The sequence below is a fragment of the Psychrobacter immobilis genome (assembly GCF_904846065.1).
Classification (GTDB): Bacteria; Pseudomonadota; Gammaproteobacteria; order Pseudomonadales; family Moraxellaceae; genus Psychrobacter; species Psychrobacter immobilis_H.
Genome location: NZ_CAJGZV010000001.1, coordinates 2,064,487 through 2,081,574, shown reverse-complemented (window position 1 = coordinate 2,081,574; position 17,088 = coordinate 2,064,487). Strand labels below are relative to the sequence as shown.

Below are 17,088 nucleotides of genomic sequence, written 5' to 3'. Positions count from 1 at the left end.
ATATTGAAATTTATAGTTTATATTTTATGAGGTGCTGTGTTAAATTTCAGCTAAATAAAGGATTGAGCAATATAGACGATGAGGTCTATTTGTTATAACTAGGGAAGACGGTATGAAAAATTCTAGACCTATTATTGCTATTGTTTCTTGTCATAAGATGGTTGATGGGCAGCCAGCACAAGCGGTGTATCAAAAATATATCGATGCCGTGAATTTTTATGGTGGCAATCCCATACTACTGCCAAATACTGCTGCCGATAGCGAAAACTTTGAGGCGCTACTGAATATCGCAGATGGGATTTTGTTAACGGGAAGTTATAGTAACGTGGCACCAACGCGCTATGGCGCGACGCATATTGAAGCGAAACAAGACTTGGGTCGTGATGAGCTGAGCTTTAAATTGTTGGATTATGCAGACAAGACTGGCACTCCATTACTAGCGGTTTGCCGAGGTTTGCAAGAGATGAATGTGCATTTTGGTGGCACACTACATCCTGATTGGCGGGAAGTAGAGGGGTTTTATGAGCCACATTTAGAGGACAATACTCAGCCACTTGAAGTGCAGTATCAGCCAGTTCATGACGTGATTATTCAAGCAAATGGCAGGCTTGCCGCCTTTGGAGAAAAATGGCACGTTAACTCGCTACATAAACAAGCAATCCATAAAGTAGGCGCGCGTTTATTCGTTGAGGCTCTAGCGCCTGATGGTTTGGTCGAAGCCATCAGCTTGTTGCAACATCCATTTATGATTGGTGTACAATGGCATCCTGAGTTAAATTATGCACAAGACGACTTGTCCAAATTTCTATTCACGGAATTCATTCACTATGCCAGCAAACCCCAAACTGAATAGCACTACTGAAGGCAATGTAGACAATGCCAGCACTGACATTGATATTAATAACAGCATTGACGCTGATGTTGCCAGCGATAAGGCGGCTGATACAGATGACGACATCAGTGAAGATGAGCTGACAGACTCTGAGACAGCGATGTCAGCCGAAAATGACGAGTCGCCAGAAGAGGATATCGGTAAAAAGATCAATCAGCTGCGTCTCGCAAAAGGCTACTCGCAACGTAAGCTTGCGAAATTATCAGGATTAACCAATACTTCTATTAGCTCCATTGAGCGCAATAAAGTCAGCCCAGCAGTGAATACGCTAAAGGCGATTTTAGCGGTGCTGGGTTCTGATTTGACCACGTTTTTTAGTGATGAATGGAAGGAACCAAAGGCGAGAGTCGTAGTAACGCCAAAGGATTTGTTGGAACTGAGTGAACCGAGTAGCAGAGTGTCACTAAGACAGGTATATAACTGTAGTACCACCAAGAATTTGGGTTTTTTGATTGAGGTGTATCAACCGAACAGCTCAACGGAAGAAAAAATCGCCCACGAAGGTGAAGAGATTGGCACCGTTATTGAAGGCAAGATTCTTATCCGTATCGATGAGACGACGTATCTATTAAACCAAGGGGATAGCTACGTGATTGATACCATTCGCCCGCATACTTTTATCAACCCTACTGATGGCGTGACTCGCATTGTTAGTGCGCACACCCCGACGACTTATTAGGTGAGCATTTTAATAGCCATTTAAGTTGATGTTTAAATAACCATAGTGATTTTCCGCGCGGCTTCTAAAAATAGAAGCCGCGTTTTTTTGTATGAAATAATTCATGGTGAAAACACGCCCTAGCAAGCTGTTAGATATTAGCCTAAGTAATAAAGTGGTAGGCTTACAGGTCTTTATGATCTTGAAGCGTTTCTGAGTCAGTAAGCGGATTTAAGGGATTCATCGCTTTAGGTTTTTCTTTGATAAGCTTTACTTTAGTTTGTTTATCGGCTGGTGCAAGCGCGACATAAGCAGACTCAGGCTTCTTACTAGTAGGTTTAGAGGATTTTTTCAGCGTCTTGTTAATTCTTTTGACAGCAGCGGCATCGCTTGCAGCTTGTTCCTCTGCGAGCGAGTCGTCGTATAAACCTTTATAGACAGCGAGGGTTTCTTCAATCATCTCACGCATGGTGAATTTATTGGTCATTTCAGGCCGTGTGATGCTTTCTAATTGATTTCTCACGGCTTTACATAGCGCATTGGCATTATATTTTTTGACCAGCCCTTGAGGATATAGCGGTTGTAAAATCTCACTAAATGCGGCCTGATCCCAACCAATAACGGGTGTACCTAAATGAATCGCTTGTAAGGCGTTGATGCCGATTGATTCAGGCTCATTCGCAAGCGCCATGACGATATTGGCGGCTGAGAGCCATTCACGCATGTCATTACGTTTGCTGCCTACATAAGTAATGCGATCAGCCAACCCTAGTGTATTGGTGCGTTGGCGGAAATCTTCGTGCGCGACGTCACCATCTCTATAATCATCATCCATGATAATGACGTGGATGTTAGGGAACTGCTCTTGCAAGTTGCCCAAAATATCAATCAGCCATTCCTGACCATATTCGTTACCAATAATAGTTGGAAATACCAGCCACTTTTTATGCTCAAGCTCAGGATATTCAGCAAAAGTATGCCGTAACCAATAAACAGATGGATTATGACGATAAGGATAGCGGCGCGTATCGATACCACGGTAGATGCGTTTGATGGCTTTAGGGTCTGCATCTTCTCGGCGCAGGCCTTTTTTTAGATAATTGGTCACACTATCGGAGACGGTAATGATGGTATCGACATCGAGTAGGGCTTGAGAATATTTATTGATCGGATAAAAACCATACATGGTTGACACTAGCTTTGGTATCCGCTTGACACGGGCGCGGCGCAATGCCAAATGCAGTATCCATGCAGGTGTGCGTGAGTGCACATGGATCACGTCAGGGTCGTACTCTTCAATTAAACGCCGCAGCGCCGTGACTTGTAGTAACGACAGCCAAGACTTTTTATTCATGTGTAGCTGATGGTAGTTATTGCCATCACGCTTTAGGCGTTTGACCAGATCATTATCTTCATCGGCGCTAGAGACGATGATGGAGGTATGGCCATTTTTGACCAATGCGCGCCCAAGATGAAAAATACCGCGCTCGGATTCATCATGCTTTAAAGACGATAATAAGCGCATAACTTTCATAATGGCATTGGTGACCAGTTCATAATAACAAGTGGCTATTGTCAGTTAAAAGCCGCCAAAACTCAACCATCAAGATAAAAAGATAATGTTATATGGTCGAGTTTCTAAGAGAGAGACGCATAAAGGCTTGAATCGAAGGATAAAAGTCACTAGCGACGTTTCTGTAAATGCTCAGCATTGGGCAGTACTTGTTTTTCGCTTAAGTATTTCCAATAGCGCTGCGGCAAGTATTGCTTATGCAAACGTGGGTTTTTACGCTCTTTGATGTTGACGTTGGTAAAGTAACCTTGCCAAAATTTTTGATAGCGCTGCTCGTCCTCGCTATGAATACTGGCAGGATTGCGCAGCACGGCATTATCTAAATCAGTGATGGTTTGCAGGGCAGCGGGGCGTTTAGGCGTGCTTTGGCTCTTGTCATAATAAATGCCATAGCCACGGGATAAATCATAAATCGCCCAGTGTTGGTCTTGGTAGCGCTGCCGAAAATGCTCACCAATCAAAGGCAATACATTAAAATCAGGCTCTATTCGCGCAAAATAGATATCGTCAGTGGTATGCTCAAAACGTACAAAGGCTTCCATACGATGTTTCTCACGACCGACTGATTTGACAGTTTGCACCAGCTCTAAAACATTAAGATTACCCAAATCCTCCATGATAGAGCGATTAGGGTAGTCAATGGCATATTTGACCACTTGAAATAGAGTCGTACCGATATTGTCTTTTTCGGATAAAAATCCCCAGAGAATATTGCGCATACCCGAGCGACCTAATAGTTGATTAAGCTTTACTAATACGCGTTCGGCATTATCTTCATCAGTAGTAACGCTAGTCGCTTGTGCGATTAATGAAGGTACATAGCAATCTTGAGCGATTAACTGTAGAGAATCATCGTTTTGCAGTTTATTGGCATAGACATAAAATACCGCACTTAGCCAACCCTCAAAACTTGGCTCATAAAGCACAATGTTGGGCGTTAAGTGACCGACAGTATAGTCGTGGCTTTGCAGCAGTTGTGACATCTACACTCCTATTTATAATAGTAATTATTGAAACAATGCTAATTACAACAGCGCTAGTTGACCGTTGCGTTGATCTTTATATTTGGTCTGCGTCTGTGCCAATACATATTGCCGGAAGTTATCACGCGTTAAATGCGCTAAATGTTCGTTTTTACCAGTCGTTGCGATAAAGTATTTGGCGCGATTGACCGCCGCGCCCATCTTTTTGAGATGATAAAGCGTCAACTGATTAAACTTGCGCGCCTTTACTATCTTTTTAGCCGTCTTGGTGCCGATACCGGGTATACGCACAATCATCTCATAGCTTGCGGTTTGAATATTGACCGGAAAATGCTCACGGTGTCGGATTGCCCAAGCAAGCTTTGGGTCGCAGTCTAAGTCTAGAAATGGCGAGTCAGGTTCAACGATTTCATGCGCGCCAAAACCATAAAAGCGCATTAGCCAGTCCGCTTGATAAAGGCGGTTTTCACGTATCATCGGCACTGGCGTTCCAATCGCTGGCAAGCGGCTGTCGGACAACATCGGTACATAGCCAGAATAGTAAACGCGTTTTAAATCATACTGTTTATAGAAATGACTCGATAACTGAATTACTTGCAAGTCAGTCTCGTTACTAGCGCCAACAATCATCTGACTGGTTTGACCTGCTGGCACAAATTTTGGTGCTTTCTTATGGGTTTTACGGCTCTCTTTGATCGTAATAATTTCAGTTTTAACCGTTTCCATTGGTGCTTTTAGTTCATCATGTGACTTCTCTGGGGCGAGTAAAGCCAAGCCAGATATCGTTGGAATCTCAATATTGACACTGAGACGATCGGCATACAATCCCGCTTCTAATAGCAGCTCTTTAGATGCACCCGGAATGGTCTTCAAATGGATATAGCCATTAAAGCGTTCACGTGTCCGCAATATCTTAGCGACCTCAACCAGTCGCTCCATCGTATAATCGCCACTTTTAAAGATACCTGAGCTCAGAAACAGCCCTTCGATATAGTTACGACGATAAAACTGCATGGTTAAATCAACGACTTCCTCGACGCTAAAAGCAGCACGTGGGGTATCATTGCTTTTGCGTGACGTACAATAAGCGCAATCATAAATACAATGATTGGTTAGCAGTATCTTTAGCAAACTCACACAGCGGCCATCTTCAGTGTAGCTGTGACAAATACCAGTCGCTGAAGCATCACCGAGACCACCGCCTTGGTTCTTGCGTGTACCAGCGGAAGAGGAGCAAGAGACATCATACTTAGCAGCATCTGCTAAGATGTTGAGTTTGCCCTGTAGTCGTTCATAATTGATGGTTGCCATAAGCGGTATTTACCAATGCAGTAATGAAAGACTATTTTAACAAAATTAGCGTTAAGTCATTGTAATTATAGCTAAAATTAAGAAGGTAAACGACAACGGTTGTCGCCTGTGATTATCAAAATCATGTGTTTTTAGGGTTAACGAGAAGTACAAGGATTAGGTAAAGTTTGAACCACTTCTTCTGAGAAGTATTCTTTGACAATAAGACCTCCTTTTTCATTAAACTCAACATTGTACTTGGGGTAAGCTGCAAAAGCATCAGGGTCATAGGTTGAAGGCAAAGCAATTTCTTTATCTGAAAAAAATCGGCTAGCCGTCCATAACTGTCTGTCATGGTTATATGCAACGCTACATTGACTATTTAGTTCAAAGTTGAAATAACGACCAAAGTACTGCTCTTTATCGCCACGGCCAAATAACATATTGGCACCGCACGGATTGCCACAGCCAACGTAAACATGATAAGTATCTTTATCGATTTTTTTAAGCGAGGTATGATTCCAGCCGTAGTGACCGATTCCATCCATAAGTACGATTTCTCTTGCGTTGCCGTCATTTAACGTCTCGCTTTTAAGGATATAACCATCATCGCAATATTCATGCCCATCTTTACTCATATATGCAGTACAAATTTTCGACATATAAAAGCTATCGTCAAATTCTGATTCGAAGGCTTTAGCCCAAGATGTAGCACTTAAAATACAGCCGAAAATAATAAAAGCCAATGAAGAGTAAGAGGTGAAGTTGTACATGCTGCTAATAACCGAATATTTGTTTTGAGTTAAAGGCACTATAGCAAAAGGTTAGTTGTTAAGGAATAAGGTACACTGATCAAAAAGGTCTTGCTGACTAGGAAATTAGCCGGCAAGACCTTTTATTAATTTTAAGATTTATTAAATAACAATATTTTCAAATCTAAACTTTCAAATTTAATTTTTACTGAACCTTCGCACGTATAACAACCGTTTGCGGTGCGTTAGCAGGAAGATCTACCAAGTTCCATTTGAGTCCAGAGTAATTTTCTGTGATGACTACAGTATTGCCAACTTGTTGGATAGTCTGATAACTGTCACCGCCTGTTGTCGCAAGCGTTGGTAGTGGGCTATTCAACGATACCAATTGCACGCCATTTGGCAGTGACACCATGGCATTGATGTCAGTGACGGGTTGTGCCGTGGTATTGGTATAAGTGGTGTGGTATTCGATGATGTCGCCAGGTGCGATATGGTTCGCAGGTACAGCCACTTCGCGACCATCTTTGTTTTTTAATATTTTCATCACTTTGGTTTGTGCATTCACCACGTCAGGCGTACTAAAAATCGGGGTCAGTTGCAGAGCATCTAAAGACGTAGATACTATTTGCGTCGTTGCAGGTTGGTTCGTCACTATGGTTGTCGTTGGTGTATTGATGACTGGCAATTGGGTAGCCGTCGTCACAGGCAATACTTGTGTCACGCTAGTCGTCGGCACGGCTATGACATCAACTTTGCTTGTTTGATTGGTCATCTGGTTGGTCACAGGTACGCTTGTAACCGTGGTGCTTCCTTGGGTGACGACCGTATTGCTCGCACCATTACTGGCTACTTGGCGAACCGTATAGCGTGGAACGTTAGTTACTTGAGTCACAGCATAAGGCATGCCGTCTTGCACAGTGATGCCGTGTGGTGTCGCTGTAATGGTCGCGGTTTTACCGTCAGAATACTGCTCAACGACGGTAGTGCTACTACCAGCAGACGAAGTGATGGCGATTTCAGGCGCAGCATGTGCGGTAGATACCGTCAATAAAGCGCCTGCTAAAATTGTTGGAATAGCAGTGCTTATCACGCTTTTTTTGACGAGGCTGTGCTGGGTAAACGCCTTCTTATTTATAGTCAGTAACGCTGGCATATCGATGTGTATGGTCATAATAGATTCCTTTAAAATAACAGTAAATAAAGCCGCTAATGTAGTAGCAGAAAGCAAAGCGTAAAAAATAACGCTTAGAAAACAACACCTAGAAAAGAAAAACCCCCGTTAAATGAGCATGTAAACCATGTCAAATAACGAGGGTAAAGATACTAATGATAGCCAACGTTCGCTATCTCTCCATCATTATTTTAGTCAGTTGCTAAGCACTTATGTCTAATGCTTATAATAAGACATTTGTAATAGTCACAAGGCTCAGCATCTATACTCGAACAATTATGCGCTAAAACAAACAGACTAAAAAAGCAGCGTTGTGTAACTTCTGCTCTATTCATAATGAGGTTATGTACTAATTTCTACGCTCATTGGCTAAGCAAATTTCCAGCTGATTCGCGTTAAAATACTGCTGTCATCAAAAGCTTTTTATTTATCAAAGAATTGCTATCAAAGGCTTTCTATCCAGATATTTCTCAAATCGGGAAAATTAATCGTAAATCACTTTCATGATTTCGTATTCGACCACGCCTTTTGGCGTTTCAATACGTGCTTCATCGCCTTCAGACTTACCAATCAAACCACGTGCGATCGGTGAATTGACTGAGATTTTACCCGCTTTAAAGTCTGCTTCGTCATCACCAACGATTTTGTATTGTTTTTCTTCTCCGGTGTCCATGTTTTCGATAACGACGCTCACGCCGAATATCACACGACCATCTTTTGGCAATGTTGCAGGATCAATCACTTGCGCGCCGCCAAGTTTGGCTTCGATATCACGGATACGCGCTTCACAAAAACCTTGCTGTTCGCGAGCAGCATGATATTCAGCATTTTCTTTCAAATCGCCGTGTTCACGGGCTTCAGCGATAGAAGCAGTAATGCGTGGACGGTCGATGCTTTTTAACTGTTTTAATTCGGCTTCTAGAGCCGCATGTCCTTGCGGAGTCATGGGATAACGTTGCATGTTTTTTCCTTAAACCAATAACACCACACCATCTCCTACTCTTAGTGAATAGTGAGATGGTGTCAGTGTTGTTGCAATGAGTATGTGAAGATATAAAAAGAATGAGGTTTAGACTGCGTAACAACTAAACACGCGCTTATCTGTGAGCATGGATACACTAACAAACAAGGCACTTTAACCTTACGTAATAAAAAGCATAGTCGCAGTTTAGCCACTATGCTTTTTAGGTCTATCTTTTTAAAACTTTATTTTTTTAAAGTACTACTTTTTTAAGCCGTACGTTTTTTTAAAGCACTACTGTTATATAAAAATCGATAACAAGTTTTGCATCCGCTGTTAAACAAGCGTTGCCGTTATGCTTAATCTACTGAAATTATGCTGCTAAGTCAATAGAGCTAAGCAATAGTCTTTGCTTGTTCGTGCAAATCTTGTAGCTTATAGACCTCAAACGGTAGGTCAATGGCATAAGATTTACAAACCGCGTCTGCCGCACCCAAGGTGGTGACATAAAATACTTTACCTTGCAGGGCACTACGGCGGATAGAGAATGAATCCTCTTGTGCCTGTTTGCCTTCAGTGGTATTGATAATGAGGTCGATTTTACCATTTTTCAAGGCATCGACGATGTGCGGGCGACCTTCGGTAACTTTATTGATTTGCTTGCACTCAATACCGGCGTCGCTCAATATTTTTTGCGTACCAGTGGTTGATACAATGTTAAAACCAAAGTCGACAAGCTGGCGAGCGATAGGGGCGATTTGTGCTTTGTCACTATCACGTACTGAGATAAAGACAGTTTTGGTTTCGCCTTCGGTCGGTAGACCTGGCAGACGTTCATTACTACCGATAATGGCTTTATAAAATGCTTCGCCAAAGGTTTTACCGACGCCCATCACTTCACCGGTTGATTTCATCTCAGGGCTCAAGATTGGATCAACGCCAGGGAACTTCGCAAACGGGAATACCGCTTCTTTGACCGCGAAAAATGCCGGAACGATTTCAGTGGTAAAGCCTTGGTCTTTTAATGAGGTGCCAGCCATGCAGCGTGCCGCGATTTGCGCTAGTGAAGTACCGATACATTTAGAGACAAACGGCACGGTACGGGCAGCGCGAGGGTTCACTTCTAAGATATAAATTGTTTCACCTTTTACGGCAAACTGTACGTTCATTAAGCCGACAACACCAAGCTCTTTTGCCATGGCGACCGTTTGCGCGCGCATCACATCACACAGCTCATCAGATAGCGAGTAAGGCGGCAATGAACAGGCTGAGTCACCAGAGTGCACGCCAGCTTGTTCGATATGCTGCATGATACCGCCAATCACGACGTCTGTACCGTCGCTAACGCAGTCGACATCGACTTCGATAGCATCATCTAAGAATCGGTCTAATAGTACGGGCGCTTCGTTTGATGCTTGTACCGCCGTACGCAAGTAGTGTCTTAACTCGTCTTCGTTATAGACAATTTCCATGGCACGGCCGCCTAGTACATAAGACGGGCGTACAACTAATGGATAGCCCACATCTTTCGCTTTCACCAAGCCATCTTCTAAGCTCGTTGCTAAAGCATTGGTTGGTTGAATAAGGTTCAATTGCTGAATCATATGTTGGAAGCGTTCGCGGTCTTCAGCGCGGTCAATCGCATCAGGGCTAGTACCAATGATTTTTACGCCAGCCGCTTCAAGAGCGCGGGCTAGTTTCAATGGCGTTTGACCACCGAACTGCACAATCACGCCATCAGGATTTTCGATACGGACGATTTCTAGCACGTCTTCTAAGGTAATTGGCTCAAAATACAGACGATCTGAGGTGTCATAGTCGGTTGAAACCGTTTCAGGGTTACAGTTGACCATGATGGTCTCGTAGCCGTCTTCGCGCATCGCAAGGGCAGCGTGTACACAGCAATAATCAAATTCGATGCCTTGACCGATACGGTTAGGACCGCCACCGATAACCATAATTTTCTTGTTATCAGTCGGGTTGGCTTCACATTCGCTATCGTACGTTGAATACATATAAGCGGTGCTGGTGGCAAATTCTGCCGCGCAGGTATCGACGCGCTTATAGACTGGATAGACGTTTAAGTCCCAACGCTTTTTACGTAATTGCTTTTGTGAGACACCAAGCAACTTCGCTAAACGCAAATCTGATAAACCTTTACGCTTAAAGCTGCGTAAGTTCTTCTCAGTTAAACCACCAAAACCTAACGCTTTGACTTGAGCTTCAGTTTTCACGATATCTTCGATTTGTACCAAGAACCATGGGTCGATTTTGGTTAGGTTAAATACTTCATCGACGCTCATACCGATACGGAAAGCATCCGCAATATAATAAATACGTTCAGGCGTTGGAATAGTTAAGCGATTGGTAATCTCGCTACGTGCCTTTTCAATGCTTAGATTACCGTCTTTGATAGCAGCAAAGTCAATTTGCTCATCAAAACCATCATTGCCAGTTTCCATACCACGTAATGCTTTTTGCATCGACTCTTGGAAGTTACGACCAATCGCCATGACTTCACCAACCGATTTCATTTGGGTTGATAAAACACTATCGGCTTGTGGGAATTTTTCAAAGTTAAAACGTGGAATTTTTGTGACTACATAATCAAGCGCAGGCTCAAAGCTGGCTGGCGTTTTGCCACCCGTAATGTCATTTTGCAATTCATCTAGCGTGTAACCAATTGCCAGTTTTGCCGCGATTTTGGCAATTGGGAAGCCAGTGGCTTTTGACGCCAATGCTGATGAGCGTGACACACGTGGATTCATCTCGATGACGACCATACGACCGGTATCAGGGTTAATACCGAACTGAACGTTTGAGCCGCCTGTTTCAACGCCGATTTCACGTAGTACTGCCAATGAGGCATTACGCATGATTTGGTATTCTTTGTCGGTCAAAGTCTGTGCTGGTGCGACTGTGATTGAGTCGCCTGTATGTACACCCATTGGATCAAAGTTTTCGATGGCACAGATGATGATGCAGTTGTCATTTTTGTCACGAACCACTTCCATCTCGTATTCTTTCCAACCGATTAATGATTCATCGATAAGGAGCTGATGGTTTGGTGATAAATCAAAGCCACGCTCACAAATCTCGATAAATTCATCGCGGTTATAAGCGATACCGCCGCCTGAGCCGCCCATGGTGAACGACGGACGAATAATACACGGATAGCCCATTTTTTCTTGGGTCGCAAATGCTTCTTCCATGGTCTCAGCGGTTTCAGCGCGCGGGCATTCAAGACCGATACGCTTCATTGCTTTATCGAACAAGTTGCGATCTTCCGCCATCTCGATAGAGTCTTTGGTCGCGCCAATCAATTCGCAGTTGTACTTGGTCAAGACGCCGTGTTTGTCTAATTCTAAGGCACAGTTTAGAGCGGTCTGTCCGCCCATCGTTGGCAAGATGGCGTCAGGGCGTTCTTTGGCAATGATTTGCTCAACGGTCTGCCAAGTAATTGGCTCAATATAAGTCGCGTCCGCCATGGTAGGGTCAGTCATGATGGTCGCAGGGTTTGAGTTGACCAAGATGACACGGTAGCCTTCTTCTTTTAGTGCTTTACAGGCCTGTGCACCCGAATAATCAAACTCACATGCTTGACCGATGACGATAGGACCTGCGCCTATGATAAGAATGCTTTTTATGTCGATACGTTTTGGCATAGTTAGGGCTACCTTCGTTTGGGTGATATTTTGAGTAATCTGTATTTTAACGATATGTTCGATAATGCTTATCGTGTTTGCTGGGTGCAGCTTGAAGCATCATTTGTGCTTCAAGCTTTATACTTATATTTATTCTCTGTTTGCGGTTAACTATTGATAAGTTACGCTTTCGCCGCTGCCATCATCTCTGCAAACTTATCAAATAGCGGCGCAGCATCATGCGGGCCAGGGCTGGCTTCTGGGTGACCTTGGAAGCTAAAGACCGGCTTATTGGTCAGCTCAATCCCTTGGTTAGTGCCATCGAATAACGAGCGATGGGTAGATTTAACGTTAGCAGGCAGAGTGTCTTCATCAACCGCGAAACCATGATTTTGACTGGTAATCATAACTGTGCCAGCTGCTAAGTCTTGAACTGGATGGTTGGCGCCGTGATGACCGGTTTTCATTTTTATGGTGTTTGCGCCGCTAGCTAGACCAATCAGCTGATGACCTAAGCAGATACCAAAGGTTGGCACATCAGTTTTTTCAATGATATGACGTACGGCATCGATAGCATAGTCGCAGGCTGCAGGGTCGCCAGGACCGTTTGATAAAAAGATACCATCTGGGTTCATCGCCAGCACATCTGCGATAGGCGTTTGTGCAGGAACGACGGTTACATGACAGCCGCGGTCGACTAGCATACGCAGGATATTGGTTTTGCTACCGAAGTCATAAGCGACGACATTGTATTTTGCTTCGATATGCGTACCTAGTTGCTTGAAAAATCCGCCTGTACCGCTATCATGACTGCCAATGGCATCACGGTTAAGTAGGGTATCTGATAAATCCCACGTACCTGCTGTCCATTCGAACGTCTCTTTAGTACAGCATTCTTTTGCCAAGTCCATGCCTTCGATACCAGCAAACTCTTGTGCCAATTTGATGGCTTGTTGCTCGTCAGCAGCGCTGATTGTCTCGCCGTTAGATGCGGTCATAATACAGCCGTTCTGTGCGCCTTTATCACGTAATAGGCGGGTCAATTGGCGCGTATCAATTTCAGCGATAGCGACAGTATCGTTACGTGATAAATAGTCGCTTAATGATTCTGAGTTACGGAAGTTTGAGGTAACCATCGTTGCATCACGGATGATAAGACCGTCTGCCCATACCTGATGACCATTGCCAGACTCAGTGTCCTCGCTATTGGTACCAGTATTGCCGATGTGCGGATAGGTTAGGGTGACCAGCTGGCGCGCATAACTTGGGTCGGTTAGGATTTCTTGGTACCCTGTCATGGCTGTATTAAACACCACCTCACCGACACGATGACCGAGACTGCCGATACTCACACCGCGAAAAATCGTACCGTCTGCTAATGCCAAAATTGCTTGTATTTCTGCCGATGAATTCAAGGTTTGCCTCCGCTGTTATTAGTGAGTGCCATGATTTTCATGATTAAATGTTAGATTAGAAATGGTTTTTTGTATCGCAAAAATTGCTATTAATGGATACTAAAAAATACCTAAACCCAAAATTTTTCCACAAAAAAGCGAGAAGACATTATTGATGGAAACTACAAAACCCACTAGATAGTGAATAGGTAACTTGCATCATGTCCGCTCGCTTAGGCACAGATTTTGCGCATTATATACAATATGCTCGCAGATAGCCAGCCGATTTTTAGATTGAAAGTATGCCTTTAACTATTAGCCGTTAATAGCGCTGGATTTTCCCTTTTGGCTTTGCCACAATGGACAGCAAATCGAGATATCTGGTTTTCATGATTGATTTTTATGATTAGTTTTCATGACTGACCTATTTCATTACTATATATAACAAGGAGCCGTTATGATTTATCAATATTTAGACAAGGTGCCCGAATTCGCGGTACCTTTTAATGGTTGGGTCGCAGACTCAGCACGAGTGATAGGCGATGTCTATTTGGGTCATCAAGCTAACGTGTGGTTTGGGGCAGTGATTCGCGGTGACAATGAACGCATTCATATCGGCGATTATAGTAATGTGCAAGAGAACAGTGTCATTCATACTGATGCAGGCATTGAGGTCAAAATCGGCAATTATGTCACCATTGGTCATTTAGCGATGCTGCACGGCTGCGAAGTCGGTGATAACAGTTTGATTGGTATCGGTGCAGTGGTATTGAATAATGCCAAAATTGGTAAAAATTGCATTATTGGTGCTAAGGCGTTGGTCACTGAAGGCAAAGAGATTCCAGACAATTCACTCGTCATGGGTGCCCCTGCGAAGGTGGTCAAAACCTTAACGGAGGAGCAAGCAGCGATGTTGAAATTATCAGCGATGCATTATGCGGAGCGTTGTCAAAAATTTAAAACGGGCTTAACAGAAGTGGCCATGCCTGATTAAGCAGAAATTTATAAAGAATCCTTGAATTGTCTGATATTGATCTATTGTTTTTATATACATCATGCAAACGTTTCTTATATAGCGGCTTTTTATGCTAACAATTTATACCATCAGCATCATGACCAGCCAAATGATGGCAAAAATGATAATACCAATAATCAGTCCGCGAAAAATATCGTGGCGTATAGAGTAGTCATTAAGGTAAGCGTTATGATTGGTTGTTTCGTTGATGTTGAGCGCATTGACGCTCTCAGCGCCAGCATTTTTACCAACGATAAAACCCATGATTGCGCCCACGACCAACATAAATGGGGTGAATAACCAAAAAACGTCGCCATTACCTATACCAGCTATTGAGCGAATAACCACAATAGCAAGATCGATAAGTAAACCGCCAACGCCGTACATCACACCATTTAAGATCGCATACAGTATACGGTCGAAAGGTGATTGATAGCTTTTACCCAGCTGACGTTGTCTGATTTCTTTGATCGAACGGGCAGGGCGACGCGTTTTACTTGGCAAAACATTTTTGACATCAGGCGCTTCCATGCGATTCTCTATTTTAATTATGAAGTAAGCAAAACAGATACTAGGGCGTATTACTATTTTTAGCTCATTTAGGCGCTTTTTAGGCACTTTCGTTCAGATTGAGGACACAGCCTAACCACAAGTTATATAAATAAATTTACCATAATTTTGTTTGGTAAGCAGTAGCATTCACGAAAAATTATTGAGAAATTTTTTCATATCATTATCTATCTCCAAAGCGGAAGTTATTAAAAACCAGTTGTATTTCTGTCCTTCAACAAACAATAATAAGGTCTCATTATGCAGGCAACACAAGCACAACTTTCTCCAAAAGAGCTGGCACTTTTTGATTTAGACCATACTTTGCTCGACGTCGATAGCGACTATTTATGGGGCGAGTATATCGTCAAACACGACCTCGTAGATGAAGCGCAATACCGCACGGCCAATCAAAAGTTTTACCAAGACTATATCGAAGGTACGCTTGATGCGACGGAATATAATGAATTTGTGGCGCAGTTTTTAAGTAGCTTGCCGATGGATAGATTGCATGAGCTACGAGAAGACTATATTAAAAGTGAAATTGAGCCGCACATACGTCCAAAAGCGATGGAAGTACTTTGTCAGCATGTTGAAAAAGGTCATGAGGTGGTGATTATTTCTGCCACCAATGATTTTGTGGTATCCGCCATTGCCAAGCGTTTTGGTATCGAAGGTGCCAATGTGCTATCAACGCCGCTTGAGATAAAAAATGAGCGCTATACGGGCAAACTTACTGATAAACCAAACTTTAAAGAGGGTAAGATTTACCATCTGAATAAATGGCTAGAGAAGCAGCAATCAGCAGGCACGACTTTTGATAAAACTTATGCTTATTCAGATTCCAAAAATGACATTCCATTGCTTGAGTGGGCGGATGTGGCTATTTGTGTGTCACCCGACGATGCGCTACATGCTCATGCATTGTCGCATCGCTGGGCAGTAGAGGATTGGTCGATTTAGGCTGTTTAACGTTATTTAATATAAAGCCAGTCATAATTAGCCAACTATTTATCGTCAATCTCATTTAAAATAGCGCCATATCAGTGAGATATTTATTTAAAAAGACAGGAAACTTTATGGAAATCAATCCGTATCAAGAACGAATCAAAGATTTATCAGAGCGTGGGCAGGATTTGCGGAGGTATCTTTGACTTCGATGGTAAGCAAGAACGCTTAGAAGAAGTCAATTTAGAGTTAGAAAACCCCGAGCTATGGAATGATCCAGAGCGTGCGACTAAAATTAATAAAGAAAAAAGCCAGCTTGATGGCGTCATCGATGTTGTGGTGTCGCTTGAGAGCACATTAGAAGATGCGTCTGCCATGCTTGAGCTGGCGGTAGAAGCAGAGGATGAGTCTTTGCTGGCGGATGTGCAAGCAGAGCTCGACAATGCGGAGAAACGCGTTGCCGATTTAGAATTCCGTCGCATGTTCAGCGGTGAGATGGATCCTAATAACTGCTACTTAGATATCCAGTCGGGTAGTGGCGGCACTGAGGCGCAGGATTGGGCGGAGATGCTGTTGCGTATGTATACCCGCTGGGCGGAATCGCATGGCTTTAAAGTTGAGGTCATTGAGGTGTCTTCTGGTAGCGTGGCTGGTATTAAATCAGCAACGATTGAGATTAAAGGCGATTATGCTTTTGGTTGGTTACGTACCGAAATCGGCGTGCATCGCTTAGTCCGTAAATCACCATTTGATAGCAATAACGGTCGTCATACCTCGTTTGCTGCCGTATTTGTGTCGCCTGAAATTGATGATAATATCGAAATTGATATCAATCCAGCAGATTTGCGTATCGATACTTATCGCTCATCGGGTGCGGGTGGTCAGCATGTGAACACAACCGATTCTGCGGTACGTATCACCCACGAGCCAAGTGGCGTGGTGGTCACTTGTCAGAACGAGCGTAGCCAGCATGGGAACAAAGCGACGGCGATGAAGTTGCTGCGTGCCAAGCTTTATGAGCTTGAGATGCAAAAACGCATGGAATCTCAGCAAGCGGTCGAGGATGGCAAGTCAGACGTCGGTTGGGGCAGTCAAATTCGCTCTTATGTACTCGATGATTCACGTATCAAAGACTTGCGTACTGGCGTTGAAACCTTTAACACTGGTGCGGTACTCGATGGCGACCTCGATCAATTTATCGAAGCAAGTCTAAAAGCGGGACTGTAAAATAAAATAGTAACTAATATTTAATTAA

Annotated in this window: 14 protein-coding genes; 5 read left to right on the top strand and 9 right to left on the bottom strand. The window is 43.4% G+C overall.

Translation table 11 applies throughout. The features are described 5' to 3' along the window. Window positions 1–112: 112 nt before the first annotated feature. A complete protein-coding gene (locus JMW64_RS08555; protein ID WP_201554183.1) occupies window positions 113–853 on the top strand; it encodes a gamma-glutamyl-gamma-aminobutyrate hydrolase family protein in 741 nt (246 codons plus the stop codon). Then, entirely contained in the window at window positions 828–1,571 is a 744-nt protein-coding gene (locus tag JMW64_RS08550) for a cupin domain-containing protein (RefSeq protein WP_201554182.1), read from the top strand. Before JMW64_RS08555 ends, JMW64_RS08550 begins: the two co-directional genes overlap by 26 nt. A 163-nt stretch (window positions 1,572–1,734) precedes the next feature. Here JMW64_RS08550 and JMW64_RS08545 read toward each other — a convergent pair whose 3' ends face one another. The 8 genes from JMW64_RS08545 to carA form a co-directional block, all read right to left on the bottom strand. After that, window positions 1,735–3,084: a glycosyltransferase gene (locus JMW64_RS08545; protein WP_227694143.1), complete on the bottom strand. Its 1,350-nt coding sequence runs from the start codon at window positions 3,082–3,084 to the stop codon at window positions 1,735–1,737. Window positions 3,085–3,233: 149 nt separating this feature from the next. Then, complete coding sequence (locus JMW64_RS08540; protein ID WP_201554180.1) at window positions 3,234–4,106, bottom strand: TIGR03915 family putative DNA repair protein; 873 nt, start codon at window positions 4,104–4,106, stop codon at window positions 3,234–3,236. 42 nt (window positions 4,107–4,148) lie between these two features. Next, window positions 4,149–5,417, bottom strand: coding sequence for a putative DNA modification/repair radical SAM protein (locus tag JMW64_RS08535; protein WP_201554178.1), 1,269 nt, complete (start codon window positions 5,415–5,417; stop codon window positions 4,149–4,151). 137 nt (window positions 5,418–5,554) lie between these two features. Next, window positions 5,555–6,169 (bottom strand): hypothetical protein, encoded by a 615-nt coding sequence (locus JMW64_RS08530; protein ID WP_201554176.1) that lies wholly within the window; start codon window positions 6,167–6,169, stop codon window positions 5,555–5,557. Window positions 6,170–6,353: 184 nt separating this feature from the next. Further along, window positions 6,354–7,322, bottom strand: a complete 969-nt coding sequence (locus tag JMW64_RS08525; RefSeq protein ID WP_227694141.1) for a hypothetical protein — start codon at window positions 7,320–7,322, stop codon at window positions 6,354–6,356. A 484-nt stretch (window positions 7,323–7,806) separates the two neighbouring features. Continuing rightward, on the bottom strand, window positions 7,807–8,283 hold the full coding sequence (gene greA / locus JMW64_RS08520; RefSeq protein WP_045445504.1) for a transcription elongation factor GreA: 477 nt from the start codon (window positions 8,281–8,283) through the stop codon (window positions 7,807–7,809). Window positions 8,284–8,678: 395 nt separating this feature from the next. Then, window positions 8,679–11,948, bottom strand: coding sequence for a carbamoyl-phosphate synthase large subunit (gene carB, locus JMW64_RS08515; RefSeq protein ID WP_201554174.1), 3,270 nt, complete (start codon window positions 11,946–11,948; stop codon window positions 8,679–8,681). 161 nt (window positions 11,949–12,109) lie between these two features. Next, a complete protein-coding gene (carA, locus tag JMW64_RS08510) occupies window positions 12,110–13,342 on the bottom strand; it encodes a glutamine-hydrolyzing carbamoyl-phosphate synthase small subunit (protein ID WP_201554166.1) in 1,233 nt (410 codons plus the stop codon). A 436-nt stretch (window positions 13,343–13,778) separates the two neighbouring features. Between carA and JMW64_RS08505 the strand changes: the two genes are divergently transcribed. Further along, window positions 13,779–14,315, top strand: a complete 537-nt coding sequence (locus JMW64_RS08505; protein WP_201554164.1) for a gamma carbonic anhydrase family protein — start codon at window positions 13,779–13,781, stop codon at window positions 14,313–14,315. Window positions 14,316–14,417: 102 nt separating this feature from the next. On the opposite strand, the gene JMW64_RS08500 is transcribed toward JMW64_RS08505, so the two are convergent. Next, on the bottom strand, window positions 14,418–14,867 hold the full coding sequence (locus tag JMW64_RS08500; protein WP_201554162.1) for a hypothetical protein: 450 nt from the start codon (window positions 14,865–14,867) through the stop codon (window positions 14,418–14,420). Window positions 14,868–15,146: 279 nt separating this feature from the next. On the opposite strand from JMW64_RS08500, the gene JMW64_RS08495 reads away from it, so the two are divergent. Continuing rightward, a complete protein-coding gene (locus tag JMW64_RS08495) occupies window positions 15,147–15,848 on the top strand; it encodes an HAD family hydrolase (RefSeq protein ID WP_193216880.1) in 702 nt (233 codons plus the stop codon). A 116-nt stretch (window positions 15,849–15,964) separates the two neighbouring features. Then, window positions 15,965–17,060 (top strand): peptide chain release factor 2 gene (prfB, locus tag JMW64_RS08490; RefSeq protein WP_157292386.1). Its coding sequence is split into 2 segments (ribosomal slippage): window positions 15,965–16,036 and window positions 16,038–17,060, totalling 1,095 coding nucleotides; the frame shifts between segments, so codons are not numbered across the junction. Window positions 17,061–17,088 lie beyond the last annotated feature (28 nt).